22 protein-coding genes are annotated in these 20,379 nt (G+C 62.5%); 9 read left to right on the top strand and 13 right to left on the bottom strand.

Features of this window, described 5'->3' with window-relative positions; genetic code table 11:
- Positions 1 to 11: 11 nt before the first annotated feature.
- Together AC07OO_RS03245 and AC07OO_RS03240 are read left to right on the top strand one after the other, a co-directional pair.
- On the top strand, positions 12 to 482 hold the full coding sequence (locus AC07OO_RS03245) for a hypothetical protein (protein ID WP_495080616.1): 471 nt from the start codon (positions 12 to 14) through the stop codon (positions 480 to 482).
- A 2-nt stretch (positions 483 to 484) separates the two neighbouring features.
- Positions 485 to 1,009: a hypothetical protein gene (locus AC07OO_RS03240; protein ID WP_495080615.1), complete on the top strand. Its 525-nt coding sequence runs from the start codon at positions 485 to 487 to the stop codon at positions 1,007 to 1,009.
- Positions 1,010 to 1,027: 18 nt separating this feature from the next.
- Here the strand turns inward: AC07OO_RS03240 and AC07OO_RS03235 are convergent, their stop codons facing one another.
- The 3 genes from AC07OO_RS03235 to AC07OO_RS03225 form a co-directional block, all read right to left on the bottom strand.
- Entirely contained in the window at positions 1,028 to 1,891 is an 864-nt protein-coding gene (locus tag AC07OO_RS03235) for an ATP-binding protein (protein WP_495080614.1), read from the bottom strand.
- 157 nt (positions 1,892 to 2,048) lie between these two features.
- Positions 2,049 to 2,477 carry a cupin domain-containing protein gene (locus AC07OO_RS03230; RefSeq protein WP_495080613.1) on the bottom strand — a complete coding sequence of 143 codons (429 nt, stop codon included), beginning with the start codon at positions 2,475 to 2,477 and terminating at the stop codon, positions 2,049 to 2,051.
- A gap of 150 nt (positions 2,478 to 2,627) precedes the next feature.
- Positions 2,628 to 3,590, bottom strand: coding sequence for a bifunctional helix-turn-helix transcriptional regulator/GNAT family N-acetyltransferase (locus AC07OO_RS03225; protein ID WP_495080612.1), 963 nt, complete (start codon positions 3,588 to 3,590; stop codon positions 2,628 to 2,630).
- 114 nt (positions 3,591 to 3,704) lie between these two features.
- Between AC07OO_RS03225 and AC07OO_RS03220 the strand changes: the two genes are divergently transcribed.
- Positions 3,705 to 3,950 carry a hypothetical protein gene (locus AC07OO_RS03220; protein WP_495080611.1) on the top strand — a complete coding sequence of 82 codons (246 nt, stop codon included), beginning with the start codon at positions 3,705 to 3,707 and terminating at the stop codon, positions 3,948 to 3,950.
- A 172-nt stretch (positions 3,951 to 4,122) separates the two neighbouring features.
- Here the strand turns inward: AC07OO_RS03220 and AC07OO_RS03215 are convergent, their stop codons facing one another.
- Entirely contained in the window at positions 4,123 to 4,641 is a 519-nt protein-coding gene (locus AC07OO_RS03215; protein ID WP_495080610.1) for a hypothetical protein, read from the bottom strand.
- A gap of 71 nt (positions 4,642 to 4,712) precedes the next feature.
- On the opposite strand from AC07OO_RS03215, the gene AC07OO_RS03210 reads away from it, so the two are divergent.
- Complete coding sequence (locus AC07OO_RS03210) at positions 4,713 to 5,678, top strand: DUF808 domain-containing protein (protein WP_495080609.1); 966 nt, start codon at positions 4,713 to 4,715, stop codon at positions 5,676 to 5,678.
- Here AC07OO_RS03210 and AC07OO_RS03205 read toward each other — a convergent pair.
- Positions 5,668 to 5,895: a hypothetical protein gene (locus AC07OO_RS03205; protein ID WP_495080608.1), complete on the bottom strand. Its 228-nt coding sequence runs from the start codon at positions 5,893 to 5,895 to the stop codon at positions 5,668 to 5,670. The two genes, AC07OO_RS03210 and AC07OO_RS03205, sit on opposite strands and share 11 nt — an antisense overlap.
- Positions 5,892 to 8,393 (bottom strand): sensor domain-containing protein, encoded by a 2,502-nt coding sequence (locus tag AC07OO_RS03200; protein WP_495080607.1) that lies wholly within the window; start codon positions 8,391 to 8,393, stop codon positions 5,892 to 5,894. The genes AC07OO_RS03205 and AC07OO_RS03200 overlap by 4 nt, the downstream gene beginning before the upstream one ends.
- 143 nt (positions 8,394 to 8,536) lie before the next feature.
- On the opposite strand from AC07OO_RS03200, the gene AC07OO_RS03195 reads away from it, so the two are divergent.
- The gene (locus AC07OO_RS03195) at positions 8,537 to 9,472 is read left to right on the top strand and encodes a DMT family transporter (protein ID WP_495080606.1); all 936 of its coding nucleotides are present in this window, start codon (positions 8,537 to 8,539) and stop codon (positions 9,470 to 9,472) included.
- 69 nt (positions 9,473 to 9,541) lie between these two features.
- Complete coding sequence (locus AC07OO_RS03190) at positions 9,542 to 10,348, top strand: HDOD domain-containing protein (RefSeq protein ID WP_495080605.1); 807 nt, start codon at positions 9,542 to 9,544, stop codon at positions 10,346 to 10,348.
- A gap of 10 nt (positions 10,349 to 10,358) precedes the next feature.
- Here the strand turns inward: AC07OO_RS03190 and AC07OO_RS03185 are convergent, their stop codons facing one another.
- Complete coding sequence (locus tag AC07OO_RS03185; protein ID WP_495080604.1) at positions 10,359 to 11,873, bottom strand: alginate export family protein; 1,515 nt, start codon at positions 11,871 to 11,873, stop codon at positions 10,359 to 10,361.
- A complete protein-coding gene (locus AC07OO_RS03180; protein WP_495080603.1) occupies positions 11,870 to 13,327 on the bottom strand; it encodes an MFS transporter in 1,458 nt (485 codons plus the stop codon). The genes AC07OO_RS03185 and AC07OO_RS03180 overlap by 4 nt, the downstream gene beginning before the upstream one ends.
- A 140-nt stretch (positions 13,328 to 13,467) precedes the next feature.
- On the opposite strand from AC07OO_RS03180, the gene AC07OO_RS03175 reads away from it, so the two are divergent.
- Together AC07OO_RS03175 and AC07OO_RS03170 are read left to right on the top strand one after the other, a co-directional pair.
- A complete protein-coding gene (locus AC07OO_RS03175) occupies positions 13,468 to 14,379 on the top strand; it encodes a LysR family transcriptional regulator (protein WP_495080602.1) in 912 nt (303 codons plus the stop codon).
- A gap of 70 nt (positions 14,380 to 14,449) precedes the next feature.
- Positions 14,450 to 15,406: a LysR family transcriptional regulator gene (locus AC07OO_RS03170; RefSeq protein WP_495080601.1), complete on the top strand. Its 957-nt coding sequence runs from the start codon at positions 14,450 to 14,452 to the stop codon at positions 15,404 to 15,406.
- A gap of 11 nt (positions 15,407 to 15,417) precedes the next feature.
- On the opposite strand, the gene AC07OO_RS03165 is transcribed toward AC07OO_RS03170, so the two are convergent.
- The 3 genes from AC07OO_RS03165 to AC07OO_RS03155 form a co-directional block, all read right to left on the bottom strand.
- Positions 15,418 to 15,876: a DUF2214 family protein gene (locus tag AC07OO_RS03165; RefSeq protein WP_495080600.1), complete on the bottom strand. Its 459-nt coding sequence runs from the start codon at positions 15,874 to 15,876 to the stop codon at positions 15,418 to 15,420.
- A 24-nt stretch (positions 15,877 to 15,900) separates the two neighbouring features.
- Positions 15,901 to 16,689, bottom strand: coding sequence for a hypothetical protein (locus AC07OO_RS03160; protein ID WP_495080599.1), 789 nt, complete (start codon positions 16,687 to 16,689; stop codon positions 15,901 to 15,903).
- 178 nt (positions 16,690 to 16,867) lie between these two features.
- Positions 16,868 to 17,371: a cupin domain-containing protein gene (locus AC07OO_RS03155; RefSeq protein WP_495080598.1), complete on the bottom strand. Its 504-nt coding sequence runs from the start codon at positions 17,369 to 17,371 to the stop codon at positions 16,868 to 16,870.
- Positions 17,372 to 17,457: 86 nt separating this feature from the next.
- Between AC07OO_RS03155 and AC07OO_RS03150 the strand changes: the two genes are divergently transcribed.
- Positions 17,458 to 17,784 (top strand): thioredoxin family protein, encoded by a 327-nt coding sequence (locus AC07OO_RS03150; RefSeq protein WP_495080597.1) that lies wholly within the window; start codon positions 17,458 to 17,460, stop codon positions 17,782 to 17,784.
- Between the two features lie 10 nt (positions 17,785 to 17,794).
- On the opposite strand, the gene AC07OO_RS03145 is transcribed toward AC07OO_RS03150, so the two are convergent.
- Entirely contained in the window at positions 17,795 to 18,262 is a 468-nt protein-coding gene (locus tag AC07OO_RS03145) for a phosphohydrolase (protein ID WP_495080596.1), read from the bottom strand.
- Positions 18,263 to 18,483: 221 nt separating this feature from the next.
- Positions 18,484 to 20,352 (bottom strand): GNAT family N-acetyltransferase, encoded by a 1,869-nt coding sequence (locus AC07OO_RS03140; RefSeq protein WP_495080595.1) that lies wholly within the window; start codon positions 20,350 to 20,352, stop codon positions 18,484 to 18,486.
- Between the last annotated feature and the right edge of the window lie 27 nt (positions 20,353 to 20,379).

The following is a 20,379-nucleotide window of genomic DNA, read 5'->3' as shown; positions in this document are numbered from 1 at the left end:
GCGCAGTTGCCATGTCCCCACTCTTTGCCAAACTCAACCTGAAGGCTGCCACCGAGATTGCGGTGCTCAATGCCCCTGCAAGCTTTGAGCCGGAGCTGGCGCTGCTGACAGGCATTACCATCCACCGCAAGCTGGCGCAGGCCAAGAGCGTGGCCTTCGCTTTGGCTTTTGTTACCCAGCAGGCCGAGTTGGACACGCTGTCCGCTGCACTCGCGGCCAAGGCCACGGGCGACGCGCTGTTGTGGTTTGCCTATCCCAAGCAGTCATCCAAGAACTACCGCTGCGAATTCCACCGCGATACCGGTTGGGACGTGTTGGCCCAGGCCGGGTACGAGAAGGTGCGCATGGTGGCGATTGACGCCGACTGGTCGGCGCTGCGCTTTCGTCGGGCCGAGTACATTCCATCGCTGACCCGCCAACCCGAACGCGTGGCGTCGGAGGCGGGCAAGAAAAAGCGCACATCCTCATCCTCTGCCAAATAGAAATGAAACTCTCTCTATTCGTCTTTCGCGCCGTTGGCCTTGTCTCGTTGTTGCTGGTTGCCGCGGCCACCAGCGCGCATGCAGCACAGCCTCTCACCAATTTCAATGTCGTGCTACTGCAGCCCGGTGCCGTCATGGAAAAGCGCGTCCCCGATGTGGACGCCATGGCGGACTACATCAAAGCCGTGGAGGCAGCTTCGCGCGACGCCGTGGTTGCCAGCGGCGTGACGCAAGCCGTGGGCGGTTTCATCGTGCTGGCCGTGAAGCCGGGTCAGCAGTCGCGGGTGTGGCTGGATTTTGATGCGCTGGTGGACTTGGAAATGCGCAAGCAGATTACCGACAGCGTGAAGGCCATCAAGCCTTTTGAAGTGACCGAGGGGCCCGTCGTGTTTGCCTTGAAGGTGGCTACCTGGGATGGCAAGGAGTCCAAACGCGTAGCGCCTTCACCCATCGAGTGGAAGAGGGTGAAGCAGGGCGGCAAGCCTCTGGAGATAGGTCAACTGGTAGAGAAAGCCTGGCGCGAATAGTAGGCCACGACTTGCATTTCAATCTGAAGCCTGCAAGGCCAGATCGATGGTTTGCAGGAATTCGTTGATCTTGAAGGGCTTTGTCAGATACTGGAAGAAGCCGGCGGACATGCCTTTGGCAGCGTCTATGGGAAGGGCGTTGGCCGTGATAGCCAGCACAGGAATGTGTCGGGTGATTGGGTCCAACCGCAGGATTTTCAATGCCTCCAGTCCACTCATGCCAGGCAGGTTGATGTCCATCAAAATGATCTGTGGAGAATGGTTGCGTGCCATCTCAATGCCTTGTGCCCCGTTTTGGGCCCTGATGAGTCGCAGATTGGGGCGCCCTTCAAGGATTTGTTCGACCAACTCAACATTCGCCAGGTTGTCTTCGACATACAAAATCGTGCTCGCAGAGAGGTGCGGCTCATCGTGTGCGGGGCGTTTGTCATCAAGCGAGCCCCCCATCACTGCTTTGGCAGAAGTTGTGCTGGCTAACTGAAGCTCAACCCAGAACACGCTGCCCACACCGACCGTGCTGCGTACCCCAATCGTTCCTCCCATCAGTTCGGTCAACCGCTTGGTCACAACCAAGCCAATTCCCGTGCCTTCGGTCGCGCTGCTTTCTTGTCCAAGCCGGTTGAACGGTTGAAACAATTGCGACAACTTCTCTGCTGGCAGGCCTTCTCCAGTGTCCTTGACCTCTATGCGCAGTGTGGATGCGGTGCTGGAACCTACTGCAACGTGAACGCTTCCCTGAGGGCGGTTGTATTTGATGGCGTTGGATAGCAAATTCACCACCACTTGGGTCAACCGGATCGGATCGGCGACCACCAGTACGGAGCCACTGATTGCCGGGAAATGGACGGCGACACTCCGGCTGTCTGCTTGGGGTTCGACCATGTTTTGGCATTCAAGAAGCACCTGTGCCACCGATACGAGCAGGGATGGGCCATGTACAAGAGCCTTATGGGCGAGGCCGAGCAGGGGCGCTAGTGGACGGTGCCTGTGGCAGGGCGATGGATCCCATGGGGGCAACCTTTGCACACGCCATTCTGCGCTAGGCGCTCGGAGCGTCGCCAGGTGGGTTGCTTGCAAACCACTCCGCAATCCCCGGCATGGCAGGTTCAAACGGTCCGGGTGCAGAGAAGTTGAGTACGCCTGCGCGGGCGTCGCTTCGGTTTTCGAAGTCGTGTCGCATGCCACCGGGAATGAGAACGAATGAGCCCTTGGGCGCGTCCATCCATTCGGCGCCCACGAAGACGCTCATGGTGCCTTCGATCACGTAGAACAGATCGTCTTCCTCATGGGAGTGAATGCCTGGCCCTTGCGTATGGGCGTTCAGCCACCATTCGGAGACGGAGTATTTGGATGCTGTTTCAGCCTCGTCCGCTTTGAAGACTGCACTGATGCGCCCCATGGGGTAAGCGCGGCCTTGGCCGGGCATCAGCACAACGGGCTTGCGCGCGGTTGCGTGGGGAGAATTCATGGCGGAGCCTCCTTCCTGGTAGCCTGGGGAGATCAAGGCCTACTGTTGGCTGCAGTGTGCCAACTCGCTTGCCCGATCCATCTTGGTGGCAGTGACAGCTGCGCCGCCACTATAGCCCACGAGGTGTTCAACCAGGAAGGCTGCATTTGCCTACAGCTTCAACTCCCATGTCTCCCCCACCAAGCTCTGCCCAAAGCCGTCATAGGCCTCGCTCTTGACCAACTGAAACCCCCGCTTGGCGTAGATGTCGCGCGCCGCGCCCAGGCAGCTATTAGTCCATAGCACCATCTTCTTATAACCCTTGCTGCGCGCAAAGGCGATGCACTCGTCGGTCAGGCGCGCGCCCAGGCCCAGGCCGCGTGCCTGGGGGGTGAGGATCAGCATGCGTAATTGGGCCACGGTCTTGGACTTGCGCACTACGAACACGGAGCCCACGCGTTCGCCGTCCAGCTCGGCCATCCAGCAGCGCTCCCACTCGGGTTGGCAGTTGCGGATGTACTGGGCCACGATGTCGGCCACCAGGGCTTCGAATTCGGCGTTCCAGCCGTATTCGCGGGCATAGACCTCGCCATGCTGCTGCACGACCCAGCCCATGTCGCCGGGCTGGGGGTCGCGCAGCAGCGCGACCGGCGGCTTGCCGGGTGTGGTGGTGGCCGGGGCCAGCAGGCGTTGCACACGGTCCATGGCCGCTATCAATTGGTGGCGGCTGCCGTCGCTCAGCGGGGCCAGCAGGGCCGCCGCCTCGTCGCGCGATTTTTGCTGCAGCGGCGCGAAAGCCTTGTGGCCTGCAGGTGTCAGCGCCAGCAGGCTTTGGCGGGCGTCGGCGGGGGAGGGCACGCGGGCCAGCCAGTGCTTGCTTTCAAAGCGACGCAGGATGCGGCTCAGGTAGCCGGCGTCCAGCGCCAGGTCTTGCGCCAGCTCGGTGGCGGTGGGCTGGTCGCGGTGCGCCAGCTCGTACAGCACGCGCACCTCGGTCAGCGACAACTCGCTGCCCAGGTACGGGTCCAGCACACCGATGCGCCGTGTGTAGAAGCGGTTGAAGCCGCGAATGGCCTGGATGTGGGTTTCGTCGTCGGCAGCGGGGGTGGGTGGTGCTGGGTTCATAGATGCCATTGTCATACAATTGGTTGACGGAGGCAAGTATCTGGCGGGGCTGTTGCAAGCATGCCAAGTGGCGCTAAGCTTGCGGCCATCCAAACTCCGATCAGAACACCGAGAGAAAAGCAAATGCCAGCCACCGAACTCATCGTCACTTCCATGGGCAGCGTCGCCGGTAAGGAGCTGCTGGTCCCCACTGGGAAAGAAGGCCAATACTTTCCCCATGTGCAAGACTGGGTGACTGCCAAACTCAAGGCCAAGAAGCCGGTCAAGGACGTCAGCAACGCCGTCCTGGTGAAGGGCATCAAGCAGTGGGCGGTGTTTGAAGAGAAGGCCGGGTCCAAGACCATACGGACAGTCTTCAAGATCACCTGACAGGGTCAAGTGGTTGCTTCGATTTTGATAGCGCTCAAGGCATACCTGACGAGGGCTATAGGCTAATTTGTCTCTGAACTTCGGAAAATGCGACGCAAAATACCTAAAAAGGGGTTTTTAACCGAACCAGGCTCTGTGCACAGGTGTTGCAGAGGGACTGCAACGGCTCGCGCTATTTCTCCGCCGGCCAATGCCGCAGCCGCAGCAGCGTCAGTTGCAGCAGGCGGGCATCGGCGCTGGCCCGGTGGCGCTGCATGCCGCGTTCGCTGCTGATCTGCGCCTTGACGGTGTGCCACAGGTCGGCCTCGTGGTCGTCGAGCAGGGCGCGCAGGTTTTCCAGCTTGAAGGCCGGATTCATATCGGCGGCGTCGAACAGGGTGCCTATCCAGCTGAAGTCGTTGACCCAGCCATCGGTGTAGACGGTCTGGCCAGCCAGCTTGGCGTTGATGGTGCGGGCCACTTGCTGTACCGGCGCGCCGCGCTCCAGTATCAGTGCGCGGGGAATGTGGTGGGTGGCCTCGGCCTGCTGGTCCCAGTGCGTCCAATGGGCTTCGGGGCGCACCAGCGTGCAGTAGGCGTGGCCGTCGGGCAGCACAAAACCGATTTCTATGGGGTAGCTGTTGCGCCCAAAGCCCGAGGCCTCCACGTCCAATACCGTGGGCGCAGGGCTGTCTTCGGCGCGGTGGGGCATGGAGGCATTGTGCTCTCGGGTCTGGCTGCGACAATGGGTATTTTCCCGCTCAAAACTTCACGCACCTTTCTATGTCCAGTAGCCTGCTCGCCCTCATAGACGATATCGCCGTCATCCTGGATGACGTGGCCTTGCTTTCCAAAGTGGCCGCCCAAAAGACGGCTGGTGTGCTGGGCGATGACCTGGCCCTCAATGCCCAGCAGGTGGCCGGCGTGTCGGCCGAGCGCGAGTTGCCCGTGGTCTGGGCCGTGTGCAAGGGCTCGCTGGTCAACAAGCTGATCCTGGTGCCGGCGGCGCTGCTGATCAGTGTCTTCATACCCTGGGCCGTGACGCCCCTGCTGATGGTGGGCGGTGCCTACTTGTGCTTCGAAGGTTTTGAGAAGCTGGCCCACCACTTCATGCACAGCGACGATGCACAAGAGCAGGCCCATGAGGCCGAGCTGCTCAAGGCCCTGAGCGACCCCGCTGTGGACCTGATGGCGCTGGAGCGTGACAAGGTCAAGGGGGCCATTCGCACCGACTTCGTGCTGTCGGCCGAGATCATTGCCATCACGTTGGGCACGGTGCAGACCAGCCCGTGGATGACGCAGTTGGCGGTGCTGGCCGGCATTGCGGTTCTGATGACCTTTGGCGTCTATGGCTTTGTGGCCGGCATCGTGAAGATGGACGACCTGGGCCTGTACCTGAGCCGCCTGCCCAATGGGGGGGCTTCACGCCGCGCGCAGCAGGCCGTGGGCCGGGGCCTGCTGGTGGCCGCGCCGCGCATGATGAAGGTTCTGGCCGTAGTAGGTACGGCGGCCATGTTCCTGGTGGGTGGCGGCATACTGGTGCACGGCCTGGGGCCGCTGCACCATGCGGTGCAATCGGTGCTGGAGCAGTTGGGGTCGGATAGCGCCTTGGCGGGTGTGGCACGTATGCTGCTGCCGGTGTCAGTGGACGCGTTGACCGGAGTATTGGCCGGTGCCCTGGTGTTCGTGGGTGTGGCTGCCGTGGAACGCTTGCGCGGCAGCGGCAATAAGGTGGACCCTACAACTTAGTGGGGTCCACGCGCCGGCGCATGGTGTGCACCGGTGCCACCACATCCACGACCACGGCCTCGCCATCGGGCAAGGAGACGGCCAGCACATCGCGGCCCTCGATCTTGAGCTGGTAGACGGTGGACGCACCCACGGCCCGCGAGTCATCCAGCTTGGCCTTTTTGAGCAGCAAAGCCAGCTCTGCCGCGGGTACGGTGCGCCAGGTGAGCCGGTTCATAGCGCTCGACCCTGTAGAGCCTGCTGCTCGCGCAGGCGGTTGGCAAAGGCGGCCACCGTCAATGGCCGGGCGTAGTAGTAGCCCTGCACCTGGTTGCAGCCCAGCGTGGTCAGCAGATCAGCCTGCTCCTTGTTCTCCACGCCCTCGGCAACGACTGACAAACCCAAGCTGCGCGCCATGGCGATGATGGCGCCGGCGATGGCTGCATCGTCGGGGTTGGTGTGGATGTCGTTGATGAAGGAGCGGTCGATCTTTAGCTCATCGATCGGGAAGCGGCGCAGATAAGACAGGCTGGAGTAGCCCGTGCCAAAGTCGTCCAGCGACAGCGACACGCCCAATTTCTTCAGCGCGCGTAGCGCCGCTAGCGTGCTGTCCACATCGTGCATGACCATGCTTTCGGTCAACTCCAGTATCACGTGAGCGGGGTCGGCACCGGTGCTGGCAAACACGGCTGCGATGCGGTCTGACAGCTCGTCCTGGCGGAACTGGCGGGCCGACATATTGATGGCGATTTTCAGCGGCTGCAGCCCTTGTTGCTGCCACAACACCTGCTGCTTGCAGGCTTCGTGCAGCACCCATTCACCCAGCGGCAGAATCAGGCCGGTCTCTTCGGCCAGGCGTATGAATTCGATGGGGTGGACGAGGCCGATCTGCGGATGCTGCCAGCGTATCAGCGCCTCGGCACCCACCACGCTTTGGCTGGCCAGATCGATCTTGGGCTGGTAGTGCAGCACAAATTCGCCACGCTCCAGGCCGCGGCGCATGGCGCCCTCCATGTCGAGCCGGCTGATGGCGGTGGAGCCCATCTCGGGCACGAACTGGCGCACGCTGTTGCGTCCATGCTCCTTGACGCGGTACATGGCCATGTCGGCATAACGCAGCAGGATCTCGCCATGGTCGCCATCGCGTGGGTACAGCGACACGCCGATGCTGGCGGTGACGAAAACATCGCGCCCGGCCACCTCGGTGGGGCGGGACAGCGTGGACAAGATCTTCTCGGCGATCTGGTCCACATCGTCGGGCTGCGGCAGATCGGTGAGGATGATGACGAATTCGTCACCACCCAGCCGGGCCACTGTGTCGGTCTCGCGCACGCAAGCTGTCAGGCGGTGGGCCACCTCTTTCAGCAGAGCGTCGCCGGCCGTATGGCCCGACGCATCGTTGATCAGCTTGAAATGGTCCAGATCCAGCAGCATCACGCCCATCACATGGCCGTTGCGTTTGGCCCAGGCGATGGCCTGTTCGATGCGGTCGTTCAGCAGGTTGCGGTTGGCAAGACCCGTCAGGCTGTCGTGGTTGGCCTGGTACTCCAGTGCGTGCTGGTAGCGCACACGCTCGCTGATGTCGTTGATGACACTGACGAAATGCGTGGTGGCGCCGCCGGTGAGGTCTCGCACCGGGGCGATGTGCAGTTCGTTCCAGAACAGCGAGCCGTCCTTGCGGTAGTTGCGCAGCGTGGCCGAGCCTTCGCGTTTTTCGCGCAGCGCCGAGCGTATGTGTTCCAGGTCGGGCTGGGCCAGGTCATCGCGCACGAGGAAGCGGCCCTCCAGACCGATCACCTCTTCGGCGCGGTAGCCGGTGATGCGCTCAAATGCCGGGTTCACATAGACGATGGAGTGGTCATCCTCGTCGCTGCGGGTGATCATGATGCCGTTGCTGCTGGAGGCCAGGGCCTTTTCGTGCAGATGGCGGGTTTGTGCATAGTCGGCGCGGCGTAATTTGCGATCGCTGACGTCTTCTTTAACGACGACCAGGTGCGTGTGGTGGCCAGCCGCGTCGCGCAGCGTGGACACTACCTGGCGCTCCCAGTAGACGCTGCCATCCTTGCGCATGCTTTGCACATCGCCATTCCAGCGGTCGTCGATGTGCTGCGAGGTCAGCAGGCTGCGGTAGATGGCGTCGGTGTTTTCGTCCGGGTTCCAGGGGTGGGGTGTGACGCCGATCACTTCGTCCGACGAAAAGCCCGATAGCTTCAGGAAACCGCGGTTGCAGTATTCGACCTGGCCATTAAGGTCCATGACGATGATGCCAAACGGGCTTTGTTCAATGGCCTGGGCCAGCAGTTCGGTGCGGCTGAGCGACTGGGCGTGGGCCTGCGCGCTGTGCAGGCCGGCAATGCCATGGGCCAGCTCTTCGGCCATGCGGGCTACAAAGCCGTGGTCTTCGGGGCGGCTCGCGGTGTCAAAGTGGGCATGGACCTGCAGCGCGCCCTGGGTCAGGCTGCCATGCTGGATGGGAAAGCTGAACTGGTGCAGGTGGGCGGGGTCTTTTGGCAGCAGGCCGGATTCGCTGTGCACATGGGAGCCGTCGGGCCGGGTCAGACTGATTTCGGCATGGACATAGTCGGCATGTTCGACCAGCAACTGGCACAGGCCCCGCGCCAGGTCGTGTGCGGTATGGGCACTGCGTTGGCACTCGCTCCAGCCTTCAAACAGCTGCATCCAGCGCTTGAGGCGGTGCAGCTCGGAGTCCAACGAGGGGGCTGATTCTGGGGTCATTGCCTATTGTGTGCGGGCTGCAGCCAGCCGGGTGCCGGTTGCAGCGGATTTTAGACCTTACGCCATTCCCCGCGTCCTGTACAGTGGTGCAAGCCCCGACGCGCACACCATGGCCCGTCCACCCTAGAGTACTTTTTTGAAATATGGCTGTAGCCCCCGTACAACAAGCCCAAGCAGCTCCTAAATCCGTAGCATTTGGTTTGATGCTGGCCACGCTGGGTGCGGTGGCGTTCAGCGGTAAGGCCATCATCGTCAAGCTGGCCTACCGCCATGGCGTGGATGCGGTCACGCTGATCATGCTGCGCATGCTGTTTGCGCTGCCCTTCTTCCTGGCCATGAGCTGGTGGGCCAGCCGTGCCACAGCAACCTACACCCCGCCGCCGCTGACCCGCAAAGACTGGCTGGGTGTGGTGTGGTTGGGTATCACCGGTTACTACCTGGCGAGCTTTCTGGACTTCGCCGGGCTGCAGTACATCACCGCGTCGCTGGAACGGCTGATCCTGTACCTGAACCCCACGCTGGTGCTGTTGTTGGGCGTGGTGTTTGCTGGGCGGCGTATCGCACGGTCGCAGGCCATGGGTATGGCCATCAGCTATGGCGGTGTGCTGCTGGTGTTTGGCCACGAGGTCAGCCTGCAGGGCAGCCATGTGGCCTTGGGTGCCGTGCTGGTGTTGCTCAGTGCGGTCAGCTATGCGCTGTACCTGTTCTACAGCGGCGAGGTGGTGCAGCGCCTGGGCTCGCTGCGCCTGGTGGGCCTGGCCACATCGGTGGCCTGCGTGCTGTGCATTGCGCAGTTTGTGGTGCTGCGTCCGCTGGAGTCAGCTTTTCAGGTGGCGCCCGAGGTGGTCTGGTTGTCTGTGCTCAATGCCACACTGTGCACCGTGGTACCGGTCATGATGGTGATGATGGCCATTGAGCGCATAGGTTCAGGCCTGGCGGCCCAGGTCGGCATGGTGGGGCCCATGTCCACGATGCTGATGGGTGTGCTGCTGCTGGGCGAGCCGTTTACCGCCTGGCTGGTGGGTGGCACGGCGCTGGTGATTGCCGGTGTCTATGTCTGCAGCAGGGCCCGGAACTGAGCAGATGCGCGGTTTGGCGTTCGCACGGCAATTTTCTATACTGCTACCAGTTTTTGATTTGGAGTTTTCATGTCTGAATTAGCCGCCTTTTTTGAGACTGCCAGGCTGCCCATCATGAATGAGGTAGCCCACTCGCTGGTGCGCACCCTGAACGACCCCGATGCCGGCGCCGCACAGATCGAGGCCATCATTTCCAAAGACCCGGCACTGACTGCCAATCTGCTGCGCATGGCCAATAGCGCGCAGTTTGGCCTGAGCCGCCAGGTGCTGTCGCTGAACCATGCGATCACGATGCTGGGCATGTCGCGCATCCGCTCGCTGGCGCTTTCCACCAGCATCAGCACCGCTTTCCCCACAATACCGGGGCTGGACCGCAAGGCGTTCTGGACCTTCAGCATGGCCTGTGCCGGCTATGCGCAGTGGCTGGCCGGCGGTGCGGGGCTGGACCCGCAGCAGGCCTGGCTGTCCGGCATGATGATGCGGCTGGGGGAGTTGCTGATTGGTCAGCGCTCGCCCGATAGCCTGGTCGAGATAGAGGCCGCACCGGCCTATGCGATGACCCGCTGGGAGCGTGAACAGCGCCTGCTGGGCTTTGACGAGGTGCAGGTGACTGCCGTGCTGGCCCGGCACTGGAATTTCCCAGAAGAGATCGTCAACGGGTTGCAAAGCGCCAGTGCGCCGATGACGGCAGACCCCTTCGACAAACTGGCGGGCGTGGTGCACCTGGCGGCGCTGCTGGCCGACCATGCCAACCCCACCCCCGATCTGATCAGCGAGCTGCCATTGCCTGTGATCACCGCGTTGGAGTTGGACCGCCACTGGATGGTGGGCCGCTTCCCGCGCGCTGAGAGCTTTATCGACGTAACAAGCCTGTAGTTCCACTTTTTCAGTACCGGAAGGTCGCACCGACATAGGTGTACTGGCCAGACGGCAGCCCGGCGCGCTGCAGCATTTCGCCTGCAGTGAGGCGCTCGTAGTTGGCAAACAGCGTCCAGTGCTTTGTAGCGGACCAGCTCGCGCTGATGCGCAGCAGGCCCCCAATCTCCTGACCAGGCACGTTCTGCGTGCCCGCATACGCCCGCGGGCCGCCAGCATAGGCCGCGTCGTTCGTGTTGAAGCGCCGCGCAAGACCGTATTCGATGGCCAGATTGCTCCCCAGCGTGGGCGATACGGAGAGGCCCGGTGCAAGCATCAACAGGTTGCTGAGTCCGAGGAACTGTCCTTCGCCCAGGTAATTGGAGCTGGCATACAGCGGGTTGAAGCCGTTGGCTGTTCCCGTGCCATAGGTGCCACCGCCGGACGCGATGTCGATGTGTGCTGTCAAGCGCGGCTTCCAGCCTTCTTTGGAAAGGGCCATGCTGTGCACGGTGAACAGGCCCCAGGCATCGACTTCGCGGCCCAGGGTTTGGCCGCTTTGGTGGGCCGCCGTCCAATCGAATCGCATATCGCCTCGCCGCCCCCATAGGCGCATGCCGACGGTGTCGCGCGTGTCGAGGCCGATGCGGTTTCCGAGGCGGTAGCTGGGGTTTTCACTATGCATCCAGAACGGGTCCCAATAGGTGTTGGGCCCATCGCCGCTGAACACCACCACACTGGCGTTGACACCCTGCAGCCGCTCAGCCTGGTTGAGTTCTTCATCGAAGGATCCACTTCCCAGCCGTGTCGCGCGCAGGTCGAAGGCGCCCACGCGCAGCTTTTCACCATGGGCATAGAGCCGCAGGCCATTCCAACTGCGGTGCAGGTTGGGGCCATCGCTGAGGCTCACCAACTGCTTGGGGCCATCGGCAAACTCCTGGCGTCCCAGCATCGCGCCCACCAGCACCGAGCCAACGGTCCTGCGGGCGTCGATGAACAGCTGTTGCAAGGACGCATCGTTCTGGAAGTTGGCGGTGGCGGCGCTGCGCCGACCATCGACCTGGCCGGTGGCGATCTCGCCATAGACGCGCAGGCTGGTGTTGACGCGCAGATCCGCGCCAACTATGCCGCGCAACAGGCCTTGCTGGTAATCGTTGCCGCCGGTCAATTGCCCGTTGGCGTAGGCGTCGTAGCGCAGGCGGGCCTCGGCACTGAGGGTCAGTGACGCCGCATTGCCCAATGGCCTGGCCTTGAACGGTGGGGCATGGCCAGCCGCGCGCATACCCGCCCAGTCCTCAGCCCAGCGGCTGACTTGCAGGCCGTTGCCTACCTCTGGCCCCCAACCGGCGGCATTGAGTGGATAGGGATCGAAGGGTGTCGGTGCCTCCTCGCCCGGCCCCTGCGTGCCTTCGCATTGGCTGGGTGCCGCTGGGGCTGGCGGCCCAGCGTGTGCAGGAATCAACCCGCCGCTGACCCACAGGCTGAGTACACAGGCGCTGACCGTGCAGAACTTGCAGGCGCTTGTAGACATCTTGCGTTTGCTCATGGTGTCGAGTGCTCTGCACGTTGGCCGCGCGCCCGGCCAAAGACCGACGCGGCGAGGGCCATGATGACAAGCGCGGCGGCAGCAGCAAACGTGATCTGCATGCCACGCGCCACGGCTCCTGGCGACGCCGTCGTGATGTCGGCGGCCCGGGTGGCGAACGCGAACACGGCCCCCATGGCGGATGCGCCGGTGACCAATCCCAGGTTGCGCGACAGGTTCAGCATACCGGAAATGACGCCCCGCTGGTCCGCGGGCACATCCACCATGACGGCCGTGTTGTTGGCGGCCTGGAACAGCTGGTAACCCGGCGTCAGTACGGCGATGGCCGCTACATAGCCCGCAAGGCCGAACAGACCCGGCAGCACGGAGAGGGCAATGCAGCCGGCCACCATGGCGACCAGTCCCAGGCCGACCATCGCGGGTGCGCCCCAGCGGTCGACCATACGACCCGCCACGACGCCACTCAGTGCCGAGAGTGCGGGGCCGATCGACAGCACAAGGCCCACCATGGCCGCGTCGAGACCCAGTGCGCGGGACAGATAAAACGGGCCTACCACCAGCGTGGCCATCATCACCGTGGCGACAAACACATTCATGGCCAGGCTGCTGCTCAGAACGGCGTCGCGAAACGCGGCCAAGCGTATCAAGGGCGATGCCACCCTTGCCTCGGCGACAACGAACAACCCGCCTCCTACGACGGCCACCAGTAGCAGCGCCGAGTTGAGTACACCGAAATGGCCGCGGCCGATGGTCATGGCCAGCGCATAGGCCGCCAAGGTCAATGCCAACAACAGCGTACCGATGGCGTCAAAACGGATGCTGCCACCCTTGTTGCGGTCAGCTGGCAGGTAACGGGAGGCCAACAACAAAGCCACCATGCCCAGCGGCACATTGACAAGGAACAACGCTTGCCAACCTAGCCCGGCGATCAACACGCCGCCCAATGACGGCCCGAGCGCGGTACCCACGGCGGACATGGTGCCCAGCAGGCCCATGGCGCTGCCGGTTTTGTCCTTGGGTACGGTCTCTGCGACAAAGGCCATGGTCAGCGCCATCATCGTGGCCGCGCCCAGGCCCTGTGCCGCCCGCGCGGCTACCAGCAGCCACAGCGTGGGCGCCAGGCTGCACAGCAGCGACGCCAGCGTGAACAGCGCTATGCCCGCCAAGAGCAGCCGGCGGCGCCCCACCAGGTCACCCAGCCGCCCCACGCTGACGATCAGCGTGGTGATGGCCAGCAGGTAGGCCAGCACCACCCACTGGACTTGCTGGAAGGATGCGCCAAACGCCCGCGCCAGTGTGGGCAGGCCCACATTCGCAATGCTGGTGCCCAGCGAGGACAGCAGCATGGACAGCGAAAGACTGGCCAACGCCCAGCGGATGGCGGGCCTGCTTGGCGAAGCGACGGCGCTTCCACCGGCTACGGCGGCTGCGCCCGCAATGCGTGTTTTCAACATGGATTCCTCGTTTCTTTCGGCTCCCCCAATGGAGCTGTCGGAAGCGTAGGCCTTTGGTATACAAAGCGGAAGACGCACGATTTACACTTTATTCGTGCGTTTGACGCCATGTCATTGCCAAATTGCGCTATGGTTACCCCATGTCTATCCCTGATTTCAACCTGCTGGTCACGCTGGACGTGCTGTTGGCCGAAGGCAGCGTGGCCGGCGCCGCGCGGCGCCTGCGGCTCAGCCCTTCGGCCATGAGCCGCGCGCTGGCGCGCCTGCGCGAGACCACCGGTGACCCGCTGCTGGTACGGGCCGGGCGCGGCCTGGTGCCCACGCCCCGGGCCGTGGAGCTGCGCGAGCGGGTGGCCCAACTGGTGCAAGACGCCACCACCGTGCTGCGCCCGGCCGAGACCATCAACCTGCTGCAACTGCAGCGGACCTTTACGCTGCGTACGCGCGAGGGCTTTGTCGAGAATTTTGGTGCGGCCTTGCTGGCCCGCGTGGGCCGTGAAGCGCCTGGCGTGCGGCTGTGTTTTGTACAGAAACTGGACAAGGACAGCGCGCCGCTGCGTGATGGAACGGTCGACATGGAGACCGGCGTGGTGGGGGATTCACAAGGCCCCGAGTTGCGCACGCAAGCCCTGTTCCGCGACCGATTCATCGGTGTGGTGCGGCTGGGGCACGCGCTCGGCCATGGCGCTATCACGCCGCAGCGTTATGCGGCCGGTCCGCACATCTCCGTGTCGCGGCGCGGCCTGGGCAAGGGTCAGTTGGATGATGCCCTGGGTTTGTTGGGGCTGGAGCGGCAGATCACCACGGTGGTGGGTGGCTTCGCGGCCGCGCTTGCGCTGGCACGGACCTCCGACCTGGTTGCCACCGTGCCCGAACGCCACACCGGCAATCTGCGTGATGGTATGCACAGCTTCGCGTTGCCGGTTGCCACGCCCGAATTCACGGTGTCTTTGCTGTGGCATCCACGCCTGCAGGCCGACCCTGCGCACCAATGGCTGCGTGGCTGTGTGCGCGACGTGTGTGCGGAGCAACGCGTCCCTGATTCCCGGTGAATGGCTGCGATGGGGTGATGACTCGGAAAGGACGTGCTCCCGCTCCAGGTGGATGTGGAAAAATGGTCGCATGGACCAACTCCGCGCCCTTCGTGTATTTGCCCAAGTCATCGCCGAAGGCAGCTTTGCGGGGGCTTCCAGGGTATTGGATCTTGCCCCTGCGGTGGTTACCCGCGCTGTGTCCGACCTTGAAGACCATTTGGGGGCGAGACTCCTGAATCGCACAACCCGAAAACTCGCGTTGACCGAAGCCGGCGAAGACTATCTTGCGCGCGTCAAGCGCGTATTGGCTGAGCTGGACGATGCGGATGCCGTAGCAAGCGTCCACAATAGCGCGCCGAGTGGTACCTTGCGCGTCCTGTGTCCACCCGCGTTTGCAACCCATCAGCTGGTCCAGCACCTTCCGATTTTTCGACAACGCTTCCCTGCCATTCAGCTGGAGCTGTCGGCGTCTGGGCCGGTTGAAACTGTCCATGAGAACTTCGACATTTCCATCCTGTCGATAGGACAGCAAGCCCTGCAGGGGGACTTCGTGGTTCGGCCGCTCGCGGCGTCAACCTTTGTCGTCTGTGCGGCTCCAGCGTATCTGCAGCGGTGCGGGCAACCGCTGCAACCGGAGGACTTGCACCAGCATGACGGATTGCTTCCGGATGTGGCTGCGGTTCGGCGCGAGCTGACGCTGTTCCGCGCAACGCGTGGTGCGCACAGCGCACCGCGGCGGATGCTCCGAGTGGGCCTGCGTGCACCCGTCATATCCACCGGTCAGCTGGAGGTCCTTTACGCAGCGGCATTGGCCGGTATGGGGATAGCCGGGCTGCCAACGTTTGTGGCGGCCGACGCGTTGCGAGACGGTCGCCTGGTGCGTGTACTGCCGGACTGGCACGGTGGCAGTTTGCAGCTGTATGCGGCCATGCCTACCCGCAAGCATGTGCCGGCCCGCACACGGGCCTTTCTGGATTTTTTGGTGGAAACATTTGGTGGAAACCAGAACGACCCTTGGCTCGCAGCCATCAAGCAACAGCAGTAGGGTACCTGAAGTCAAAACCCGAAATGCACCTCGGTGTCCCGCGCGGCCAGGTTTGCACACATGGCCATTGCTGCAAGGCAGGCCAACTGCAAATAGGCCACGGCGCGCAGTGTGATCAGTTTTTGCTTGCTCACGATTGGCAGTTGCCCACTCTTGAGCGGAATCTGCCAACGCCGCATTTCAAGAGTTGGTACCAAAGACAGTACGCTGGCAAGCCCGTAGAAAGCGAGCTTGCCCAGGAAAGGGCCGTTGCTGAAGTAGTAGGCCGAACCCTTCTCCAGGTAGAAGACCCGCACCAGTCCGACCACCAGTACCAGCGTGGCTGCGGTTCCATTGATGATGTCAATCCTACGCAAGAGGCGAGCACTCGGCCAAGTGAGTTGGTGCCTGAGTTGGTGGATGCAGACCAGCGCACAGACCAACAGTATCAGTACAGCAGCATGGTGCAGGGCGGCGAAGAGTGTGCTCATGGCTTCAGACTCTGGTGACGGCTATCAACGGTAGACCGGGGATATGGACGTGTATTCCACGCGGGCATCCAAGTCTTTGAGCTTGCCGGAGACGTTTTCCATTGGGGGCACCCGACCTTCGTATCGAACCACCGTCCTGGTGCTGGCGTCAAAAACGACCCGTAGTGGCGCTATCGCCATACGAATCAAAAAGCTGCTGGGAGTGACGGTGAACGAGGCCTTCTTATCGGCCAGCTTTTCAAACTTCAGATCGAAGCCATAGCTGGTCTTGTCTTTGAGCACCAGCATGCGCACGGGCAGTGTTGCGCCAGCCATGAGTGGATCCCAGTTTTTCAGGATGAAACCAAACAAGGAGGGCCCGCAGACGACCGGGTCGGAAACGTCTTCAGACGCCGTGCTGAGCTTGCCGCTGTCGTTCAGTTCGTATTCCAGATGGCGACCGCCATTGCTGATCTGGACCGATCCGGAATACCCGAATTGCTGGTTGGTGGCCTCAAACCGCTGGGTCTCGTAGCTGGGCGAGACCTGTGCCCACTCGACGATGATCACGCGCCCAGCTGGATCGCGGGTGATGTGGCTTGCAGCCAATCCGCTGGGATGGGCCAGCACGCGGCGCTCGTAGCGAAAGAGCGGGGCTCCCGCAGGCGTGCCCTGGGTGTACGTGTCACCGCGGTACACCAGGGCCCCCGCAGTCTCTGCAGACCCTTGCAAGGCCTCCAGCTTGGTGAAGGTTGCTGGGCCTGCCTGGGCCGCTGTCCCTAGGCATATGGCCAACCAGACAATATGCATGGGGCGAAAGGCGAGAGAGTTCATGTGTGGGTCCCTGGGTAAGGAAGCGAGTGCAATCAGTACCAGGACTGTAGGCCGCCAGCCACACGGGAAAAAGGGGCAATCTGCAAAGAGATCCTTGCTGGATTGCGAACAATCAAACGGACATTCAACGCGTCGGGAGCTGAGTTGCTAGCCTCCGGGTAGAAGGCGGACGTTGGAATTAGGCACTGCGGGTGCCATCTGGTAGACCGTCGTGTGGGCCTAATTTGCGTTCAGGAACATCGGTCCACCAGTTCGATTCGCTCATGTCCGAGCGGCGCGATGGATTCAAGGGGTAGAAAATTCTACTGCCCTGCTTCGGAGCCTCTCCTCCAACAAGCAATAGAGCCTCTCTTTCGCTGTTGTTGATGAAGCAGTGCGAAATGCCAGTGCCTGCAGGAAATGCCGCTAGATCACCAGGCTGCATCGGGTAGACATCGCCGTCGATCCACGCGTCTACCTCGCCTTCAATGACATAGACAAACTCCTCCTCATTTTCTTCTGCATGCGGCCATGAGGAACGCGTCCCCGGGGGCAGGCGCTGAATATTGATTCCAATTCGCTCGAGCCCAGCTTCCTTGCCAAGACGTCGGACGGGGCCCAAGCGCTCCGTGCTCTGCGGATAAACGTGCGTGTTTTCTTGTACTTGCGAGGCGCTGCGGATGAACGGCGGGCGTACGGACATGGCTGATTCCTACAAAGCAACGAAGGTTATTCCAGTGGAATTTTGCCACTCTCACGCGGGCGGACTGCCTGCGCCACAATCAGGGCATGCGCGCATCCAAACCATACCTTGGTGAAACTGAAGCACCGACCCGGGCGGAGGTCGAGGCATCGCGGGGCCTGGTTCTTCTCGAATTCGGTACCGATTGGTGCGGCCACTGCCGCGCTGCCGATCCTGCGTTGGCCGAGGTCCTCGCACAGCATCCACATTGGCGTCACGTCAAGATTGAAGACGGCCCAGGACGGGCTCTTGGCCGTAGCTACCGTGTCAAGCTCTGGCCCACGGTTGTGGTACTGCGCGATGGGCAGGAGGTAGCGCGCATGGTGCGCCCCACGCAAGCCTCCGCAATCTCAGCTGCCATGAAAGACACATGACACTTCACGCCTAGTCCTGTCGGGACATCAGTATCTTGTGTAGTTCCTTCAGGAAACGGGTGTTCGCAACCTCGGTGCTCCACGGTTCCCAGGGCACTCCCCCGAACACAGCAATCAAAGGGTCGTCCACCAGAGGTGTCTCCTGAATATTCAAAACCGTTTGAACTTCTTCACGGCTCCATCCCGCCACGTGAATCGCCTCACTGGCAGCGGCCAGGACATCGGCCTTCTTGTGCTTTACCTTCTCTTCCTTGGTCCACCAGGACACACCGTACCTTGCAAAAAGCACGCGTTGCATTTGATCCAGCAGGGCTAGAAATCCGTCGCCCAGAATGGGCTTGAGCGGAGAAATAGGATCAAAGCCCAGCAACCCCTCCTCGGCATCGTGCAGTAGCTCGCGCAACTCGGCATCGGGATCAAGATGGCTCTGTGATCGGCGTATCTGCAGAACCAACAAGGAGTGCTGCGCAACCGACATGGGGAGTGGCCACACAGAATGACCACCCCACCGAAACGTACGGGCCAGACCTAGCGAGAGGTCCGTGTCATCCACATCGGCGAAAGTCGGATCCCGCAGATCAATTCGCCGTCCCGAGGGTAGCCGCACCCAGGCTCGCAGGGCGTTTCCACTCTTTTGAACGGACTTTCTCATACGCAACATTTTGCATGCGTCGCAATGCGCCTGGAGCCTGCGGGCGGTTAAAACCACTGCGTCAGGTGCACCGAGTCCTCGTGCTTTTCGACCTGCACGGTCGATGGCCCGCTGCGCGCCAGGCGCAGCATGCGGGCATTGCCCGGCAGCACATCGGCGACAAAGCCCCGCAGGCCACGCTTCTTGGCGTGGCGCACCATGCAGGCCTGCAGTGCCGTGCCCAGGCCACAGCCTTGCCACTCGGGGTGCACCATGAAGGCGGTGTCGGCCAGGTTGGCCGTGGGGTCGACGAAATAGCAGGACTGGCCGACGATCAGCGACTCTTCACGCGAGCCCGCCGTGGCGACAAAAGCCACCTCGCTCTCGTAGTTCACGTTGCACAGGCGCTGCACCTCGGCGTTCGACAGGCCACGCACATGGCGGAAGAACCGCGTGTAGACATCGGCCTCGCTCAGGTGGTGGAACAGATCGCGTATGCCCTGGGCGTCGCTGGACAGGGCGGGGCGCAGCATCACCGTGCGGCCGTCTTTGAGCGGGATCGTGATTTCTTCTTCCACCGGGTAGGCACGCAGGTTTTGCAGCGTCTGGTCCGCGCTCAGGTACCCCAGCGCCTGGGCCTGGGCAAACAGCTCGGGGCGGAACTGCGGGTGCGCCAGCTCGATCAGCGCCGTGGCCCGCTCGCGTATCGATTTGCCAAACAGGTAGGCGATGCCGTATTCGGTGACCACGTAGTGCACATCGGTGCGCGCGATGGTGGCCGATTCGCCCGCCAAGAGCGAGGGGCGTATGCGCGACTGCGTGCCGTCCTCGGTGGTGGAGTTCATGCACACGATGGGTTTACCGCCCGGCGAGCGCGAGGCACCGCGCAAGAACTCGCCCTGGCTGCCAATGCCACTGTAGAACTCTCCGCCAAACTGGTCTATGCAGACCTGGCCGGTCAGGTCCACGGAGAAGGCCTGCGCAATCGCCACCATCTTGTACTGGGCTGCGATGACGGCGGGGCTGCACACTGCGTCCACCGGTTCCATGCTGAACAGCGGGTTGCCGTCAATCAGGTCATACAAGGCCCGCGAGCCAATGGCCATGCTGGCCACAATCTTGAAGGGCTTGTCGGTCTTGCGGGCACCAGTGAGGTTGCCGTTGCGCAGCAGTGGCAGGATGGCATCCGATATCAGGTCCGAGTGCACGCCCAGGTCCTTGCGGTCGGTCAGGTACTGCAGCGCCTCGTGCGCCACCTCACCCAGGCCGATCTGTAGCGTGGAGCCGTCGTCGATGATGCCGGCGATGTAGCGCGCAATGCGCTGCACGTCTTCCGTCTGCACCGGAATGCGCTGAAACTCGGTGACCGGTGTGTTGACCGGCACCAGGTGGTGGATGCGGCTGATGTGCACGGTGGAGTCGCCCATGGAACGGGGCATGGCCGGGTTGACCTCGGCAATGACGACACGGGCGCGGGCCATAGCCGCGGGAATGATGTCCACCGACACACCCAGGCTGACATAGCCAAAGGCGTCGGGCGTGGACACTTGCACCAGCGCCACGTCCACCGGTATGCGGCCCAGCGCGATCATCTCGGGCACGCGAGCCACAGACATGGGCACGTAGTCCACCAGGCCCTGTTTGATGGCGGCGCGCATGTCGTTACCGACAAAGAACACGCGGTGCCGGAAATGCGTGGTACTGTGGCCCTCTGCGTCGTGGCCAAAGGCGTTGACCGTGAAGAAGTGCAGCAACTCCAAGTCGGCCGGCGGGCTGCGCATCTGCTCCAGCGCCTGCACCAGGCCGCGCGGCGCGGCACAGCCCGTGCCGATGAATACGTGGTCGCCGTTGCGGATATGGCCCAACGCCAACTCGGGCGTGCTCACTTTGGCCGCAAACGGCTTGAGGGAGGGGGGCAGTGGAGGTTTGCGTGCCATGGCCTGCGTATCATCAGCCCTATCGCC

The organism is Rhodoferax sp. GW821-FHT07G04 (genome assembly GCF_059418585.1).
This window is presented reverse-complemented; position numbering and strand designations above follow the sequence as displayed.